General features: G+C 67.5%; 6 protein-coding genes. 1 reads left to right on the top strand and 5 read right to left on the bottom strand.

The window, feature by feature from the left end; all coding sequences use genetic code 11:
- Window positions 1-85: 85 nt before the first annotated feature.
- The 4 genes from Q0A15_RS12150 to Q0A15_RS12135 all read right to left on the bottom strand — a co-directional run bounded on the left by Q0A15_RS12150 (window position 86) and on the right by Q0A15_RS12135 (window position 4,091).
- Window positions 86-334 carry a hypothetical protein gene (locus Q0A15_RS12150; protein WP_291279790.1) on the bottom strand — a complete coding sequence of 83 codons (249 nt, stop codon included), beginning with the start codon at window positions 332-334 and terminating at the stop codon, window positions 86-88.
- A 127-nt stretch (window positions 335-461) separates the two neighbouring features.
- Complete coding sequence (locus tag Q0A15_RS12145; RefSeq protein ID WP_291279789.1) at window positions 462-1,310, bottom strand: hypothetical protein; 849 nt, start codon at window positions 1,308-1,310, stop codon at window positions 462-464.
- 131 nt (window positions 1,311-1,441) lie between these two features.
- The gene (locus tag Q0A15_RS12140; RefSeq protein ID WP_291279788.1) at window positions 1,442-2,599 is read right to left on the bottom strand and encodes a cystathionine gamma-synthase; all 1,158 of its coding nucleotides are present in this window, start codon (window positions 2,597-2,599) and stop codon (window positions 1,442-1,444) included.
- Between the two features lie 79 nt (window positions 2,600-2,678).
- Window positions 2,679-4,091 carry a pyridoxal-phosphate dependent enzyme gene (locus tag Q0A15_RS12135; RefSeq protein ID WP_291279787.1) on the bottom strand — a complete coding sequence of 471 codons (1,413 nt, stop codon included), beginning with the start codon at window positions 4,089-4,091 and terminating at the stop codon, window positions 2,679-2,681.
- 103 nt (window positions 4,092-4,194) lie between these two features.
- Between Q0A15_RS12135 and Q0A15_RS12130 the strand changes: the two genes are divergently transcribed.
- Window positions 4,195-5,244, top strand: a complete 1,050-nt coding sequence (locus Q0A15_RS12130) for a 3-methyladenine DNA glycosylase (protein ID WP_291279786.1) — start codon at window positions 4,195-4,197, stop codon at window positions 5,242-5,244.
- Between the two features lie 9 nt (window positions 5,245-5,253).
- Here Q0A15_RS12130 and Q0A15_RS12125 read toward each other — a convergent pair whose 3' ends face one another.
- Window positions 5,254-5,757 (bottom strand): FCD domain-containing protein, encoded by a 504-nt coding sequence (locus Q0A15_RS12125; protein WP_291279785.1) that lies wholly within the window; start codon window positions 5,755-5,757, stop codon window positions 5,254-5,256.
- Window positions 5,758-5,927: the final 170 nt, after the last annotated feature.

Here is a 5,927-nt window from a genome sequence, read left to right as displayed (position 1 = left end):
CTGGAAACAAGCCCTCGCCCAACTCGCCGTCGCCTACCCCGAGCGCATCAACCCCTACCTCTGACCCACCAACAACCAAGAAATATCAGGAGGGCTTACACAGAAAACTTGACAGGCTCTTGGAGGCCGCAGTGGTCTTGGCCGCAGGGGTCCTGCCCGCGGCATCCGCCAAACCGACCGCTGCGGGAGCGGGGCCGCCGGACGAGGTTCCATCGGACTTCAGTGTGTCCGAGACATCTGCCGCATGAGCAGGCAGAGCAACGACGGAAGCGGAGGCCGCGAGGCCTAGCGCAAGAGTGACGGCTGCGGTGCGCCGCTTGAGGGTTGAGAGCATGACACGGACTTCTTTCGACCGAGGTCTTCATCGACCTGTTGGATGAACAAGGAAGACTGTAGCGCAGCGACGCATCATTCGGTAACACCGTGACCAGTGGTGACCGTCGAACCACCGCGCACCGCCGTCAGGGCTCCAACGTCTCACCGGAAAGTGGTGCATAGGCGAACCACTCCCCCTTCTCGGGCCGTGGCGGGGCAGGGCTCTCCTTCATCAGCCGCGTCAGCGCTGTCTGGAGCTCGTGGTCCAGGCGACTATTCCGCGGCATCGACTCTGACAGGAGCCACTCCCGATTGGTGAAATCCCTGACCCTGAGGCCCTTGATCTTCCAGACGGTGCCTGCCATGGTTTGCACCGCCTGCCGCGCCAGGCGTAACGCCTCCTCCATCGCACCGGACGTCGCAGCCGCGCGGAAGGCTTCCACATACGCAGCGGTGGTTTCCTCTACATGCGAGCCCCACCCGAGGTCCCGCGGCAGCGGGACCCGCCACGCGCCGTCGGGCGTAGAGCCTGCGGGCTCGAACCACCAAGGCCAATCGTCATCGGAGTCCGCCGGAACGCCCAGGAGGAGGCACGCGTCCCAGGTCACGGCTAGGACTCCCGGATAGGTGAGCTGGTCCGCTCCGACGTGCCAGTCGTGGTCCGGGTCCAGGACCCAGAGGGAGGGCACCTCCTCGACGCTCCGCTTGGCCAGTTCGACGCCTCGACGATGCAGAGCCTCCCCTGCCGCCGTCGGGCCATTGTGCTCCAGGTCCATCGTGGCCATGGCCCAGGCGTCCCATTCCCGATTCCAGTCCTGACCGTCGCGGATCAGTTCCTCGGAGAGACCGATCCTGCGCAGGTCATCGGGCTCCATGAAACCCACGTCCTCGGCAGCTTCCAGGTCGACTTCGCCGATCTCTGTCCACCAGGGCGTCATGTCGTCCTCGACGACGTACTCCTCGATGATCCGCAGCAACCGGTGGTTGGGACTCATCTGTTCTGCCATGTGCTCACGCTAACCACGGCGCTCCAGTACGACAACGGTCGCGATGCACAGCGTCGGTGCTCACTGGGCAGTGAGCACCGACGCCGTGCTGTTCAACCGACATCGTGTCGGAGTCCAGATCACAACCCTTCGAAGGCTCGCTCCAGGTCGGACAGCAGGTCCTCGGCGTCCTCGAGGCCAACGGAGAGCCGCAGCAGGTCCTCCGGCACGGCCAGCTCGGTTCCCTTCACGGACGCATGCGTCATCTCGGAGGGGTAGTTCATCAACGACTCGACGCCACCCAGGGACTCGGCCAGGGTGAACACGCGCGTGGACTCGGCGACCTTGCGGGCTGCAGCCTCGCCACCCTTCAGACGAACAGACACCATGCCGCCGAAACGACGCATCTGACGGGCGGCGACGTCGTGGCCCGGGTGGTCGTCCAGCCCCGGGTAGAGCACGTGGGACACCTCGGACCGGCCCAACAGCCAGGAGGCCACGGCCTCCGCGTTGTCGCAGTGCCGGTCCATGCGCACGGCCAAGGTCTTGGCCCCGCGCGTGGTCAGATAAGCGTCGAACGGCGAGGACTGGTTGCCTGCAGCGAACTGGATGAACCGAACCGCGGAGTCGATCTCCTCCGAATTGGTGATGACGGCCCCGCCCACCACGTCCGAGTGCCCACCCAGGTACTTGGTGGTGGAGTGCACCACGAGGTCAGCGCCCAAGGCCAGGGGTTGCTGCAGGTAGGGAGAGGCAAAGGTGTTGTCCACCAGCGCGTAGGCGCCGGCCTCGTGCGCCACGGCCACGAGTGCCTCGACGTCGGCGATGCGCATCATCGGGTTGGACGGCGTCTCGATCCAGAGCAGCTTCGCCCCGGTCTCGGCCACGGCAGCACGCACCGCGTCCACGTCGGTCAGGTCGACGGGAGTGTGTCCGATGCCCACCGCCCCGTGAATCCTGGAGATGAGGCGGAACGTGCCGCCGTAGACGTCGTTGCCCATGACCACGTGATCACCGGGCTTCAGCAGCCCGCGCAGCACCGCGTCCTCGGCTCCGAGCCCGGAAGCGTAGGAGATCCCGAAGCGTCCACCCTCCAACGCGGCGAGCTGCTGTTGCAACGAGTCACGCGTGGGGTTGGTGCCGCGGGAGTAGTCGTACCCGCCGCGAAGCTCGCCGATGGAGTACGGGTGGTACGTCGTGGAGAGGTGCAGCGGCGGAATGACGGCGCCGGTGGATTCCTCGAAGGGCTGTCCGGCGTGGATGGCGCGCGTGGAGAAGCCTGCGGTGGAGTCAGTCATGAAAACAAGTCCTTCGGTGTTGCTGAGGGGTCGCGGGAGTATCGCGGGGATGCCGCGGATGAGTTCGGTGGGCTGAGGGTCAACTCAAGGTCAGGTCGGAGGGGGCCACGACGTCGATCAGTTCGCCGTCACACAGTCCGGGGACGGCAGGAGCGGACGCCCAGAGCCCGAACAACGAGGCCAGCGGCTCGTCCACGCCCACCGTCGGCAGAGAGGATTCGAGCGCATCGCCCACCGGACTGTCCGACGTCATGGTCCCGGTGTCCAGAGCGGCGTCCAGCCCTGTAGCTGACACGGAACCCCTCACCTCGCCTTCGCGGGCCGGCCAGTTCTCCGAGGCGAGCACCGGCAATGCCTCGACCCGGAGCTGGGCCAGCGCCTCCAGCGCCACACCCACCGGTGTGGACACCGGCAGTCCGACGCGCGGCGAGCGCCTGGAGCCCAGCGCGGAGCCGACGCTGCCGGGCACGGCAGCACGGTGACCTGAGCCGGGAACCGGCGTCACGCCGTCGGACACCGTCTCCTTGCCCGCGAAGCCATGGGCGCGCATCCAGACGGGGTCGAAGATCTTGCCGAGGTAGCCGCGGCCGGAATCCGGCAGCAGCACCACGACCACGGCGTCCGCGGGGAGGCCGCGGGCCACGCGCAGCGCTGCCGCGACGGCCATGCCGGAGGAGCCACCCACCAGCAGGCCCTCCTCGCGAGCCAGGCGCTGCGCCATCGCGAAGGCCTCGGCGTCGGTGACGGCCTCGATGCGATCGGGGACGGACGGATCATAATTGCGCGGCCACATGTCCTCCCCGACGCCCTCGGTGAAATAAGGACGCCCGGTGCCGCCGGAATAGACGGACCCGTCCGGGTCGGCGGCCACCACCTGAACGGGACCGGATGCGCGCCCGGCCGAGATGTCGTGGAGGTAGCGGCCGGTACCCGTGATGGTGCCGCCGGTCCCGGCGGCCATGACGGCGTGCGTGACGAGCCCGTCGGTGTCCTCCCAGATCTCCGGTCCGGTGGTCTCGTAATGGGAGTCAGGCGCCCCAGGGTTGGAGAACTGGTCCGGCTTGTACGCCCCAGGAGTCTCGGAAACGATGCGGTCCGCCACCGAGTAATAGGACTCAGGCGAATCCGGGGCAACCGACGACGGCGTCACCACGACGCGGGCGCCGTAGGCGGCCAGCACGTCGCGCTTCTCCTTGCCGACCTTGTCAGGGGTGACGAAGACCGTGTCGTAGCCACGCAGCGCACCCACCAGAGCCAGCCCGACGCCGGTGTTACCGGAGGTGGGTTCCACGATGGTGCCGCCGGGGCCCAGTTCACCGGATTCTTCGGCGCGCTTGATCATCTTCACCGCGATGCGGTCCTTGACCGATCCGCCGGGATTGACGAACTCGACCTTGGCGAGCACGGTCGCCTCGATCCCCTCCGTCACGGAGTTGAGGCGCACCAAGGGGGTGTGCCCGATCAGGTCCAGGACGGAATCCGCGTATCGCATGATCTATAAGGTAACCGGAGGCCGTAACAGAGACGAGCGGAAGGAAACATGCCGTCATGACCTTGACCCCGCTCACACGTGCGGGAGTGGCAGCATGGAAAGCATGACCGCCCCGGATGCCCGTTCCAGCTTCTCCCCCACCGGGCTCGTGGATCTCGCCGCCACCCTGGCCCCACTACCGCACGGCCCGCAGGACCCCACGTGTGTGCTGGTGCCCGACGGCATGTGGCGGGCCGTCCGCCTCGCCTCCGGTCCCGCCGTGGTGCGGGTGCGGGGCGTGCGCGAGGCGGCGGGGGCGCGCCTCACCGATCCGCGGGATCGGCGCAGCGGTGGAACCACCCGCGGGATGCTGCTGGATCCCACGCGAGGAGACACGGTGGATGCCTCGGCATGGGGGCCGGGAGCCGAGGAGGCTGTGCGCCAGGTGCCGCTGTGGGTCGGGGCAGGCGACGATTGGTCCAGCTTCGACGCCCCGGAGTTCGCGGCAACACTGCCCGAGTTCGTGGCGACGACCCGACGAGCCCGCCCGGGGCTGAGGTTACCGGCCGCGGGATCGTTGATGGACACGTTGGTGGCCGTGGTGCTGGAACAGAAGGTCACGGGGCTCGAGGCGCACAGTGCGTGGAAGGCTCTGGTGCGGGAGTTCGGCGACCCCGCCCCCGAGGTGGAGGGGGCACCTCGTCCGCTGTTCGTGGCGCCAACGGGTGAGGCATGGCAGGCCGTGCCCTCGTGGCGTTGGCATGCCGCGCGAGTGGATGCGTCCCGCCGAAACACTGTGGTGAATGTGGCCCGACGGTCCTCCGCCTGGGCCAGGTTGGAGGCCCGGACTGCCCCTGGCACGGCCACATTGACCGACCTGGCCCGTTTGGAAGCGGCGATCCGCAGCATTCACGGAGTGGGGGTCTGGACCGCGGCCGAAACGCTGCAGCGCACCCACGGCTCCCCCGACCACGTGTCCTTCGGCGACTTCCATGTGGCCCACCTGGTGGGTCAGGCGCTGACCGGGAGGCGGGCTGACGACGCCGGCATGGCGGAACTGCTTGCTCCGTGGCACGGGCACCGTCAGAGGGTGGTTCGGCTCATTGCCGCGTCGGGGGCCAAGAACCCGTCCTACGGCCCTCGGCTCGCGCCGCAGGATCATCGCGGCCACTGATCTCTCAGGTCAGTTCTTCTCCACCAGGTCCACGTCGATGTGACGCCCCATGGCCAGGCCGGCCTCGTCAGCGTCGCCCGCCTCGATGGCTGCAAGCACCTCCCGGTGCCCGTCACCGCGTTCGCTCGGCCCGGCCCCGAACACCAGCTCCCCCTCCGCCTGCGCACGGAGCAGCACGTCCATCACTGCTCCGTAGAGGGCCTCGTAGAGGCGATTGTTTGCCACAGCGAACACTGCAGCATGGAATCGGCCGGGGCGGAAACCGACAGGTCCTTGGCCCCGATGCCGTTGCCGTTGAGCCGAGTCAGCTTGCTTCCTGGCCGCCTCCAGCGACGTTCCACGATCTGTCCGCGCAAGTACTCGGGGACCCTCTCCGAGCGGGATATCTCCCGCTTGGGAATGGCTCCGCTGACGGTCACTCGCGAAGTGCTGTTCATGGTTCGTCAGCCTACGCAGGACAAACCCAGCGTCCCCGGAATATGGCCGCTCTATCGCTTGATTTGATAGTTTCATGAAATGTCTTCCTCGAATGAGCCTGACCCACCCCTCCAACCAGACACCCAGTCCCCACCACCGGATGAGCCCGCGCACCGCCGGGACCGCTCCGAATGGATGGAGTCCTCAGAACAAGTCCTGGACCCGGATTCCGGTCTACCAAGCACCGTTCATCTGGATGCGGCTGT

Origin of the sequence: Galactobacter sp. (genome assembly GCF_022712295.1) — a bacterium.
GTDB lineage: Bacteria > Actinomycetota > Actinomycetes > Actinomycetales > Micrococcaceae > Galactobacter.
Note: the sequence above shows the minus strand (reverse complement) of the source record. Positions and strands in the feature narration are given on the sequence as shown.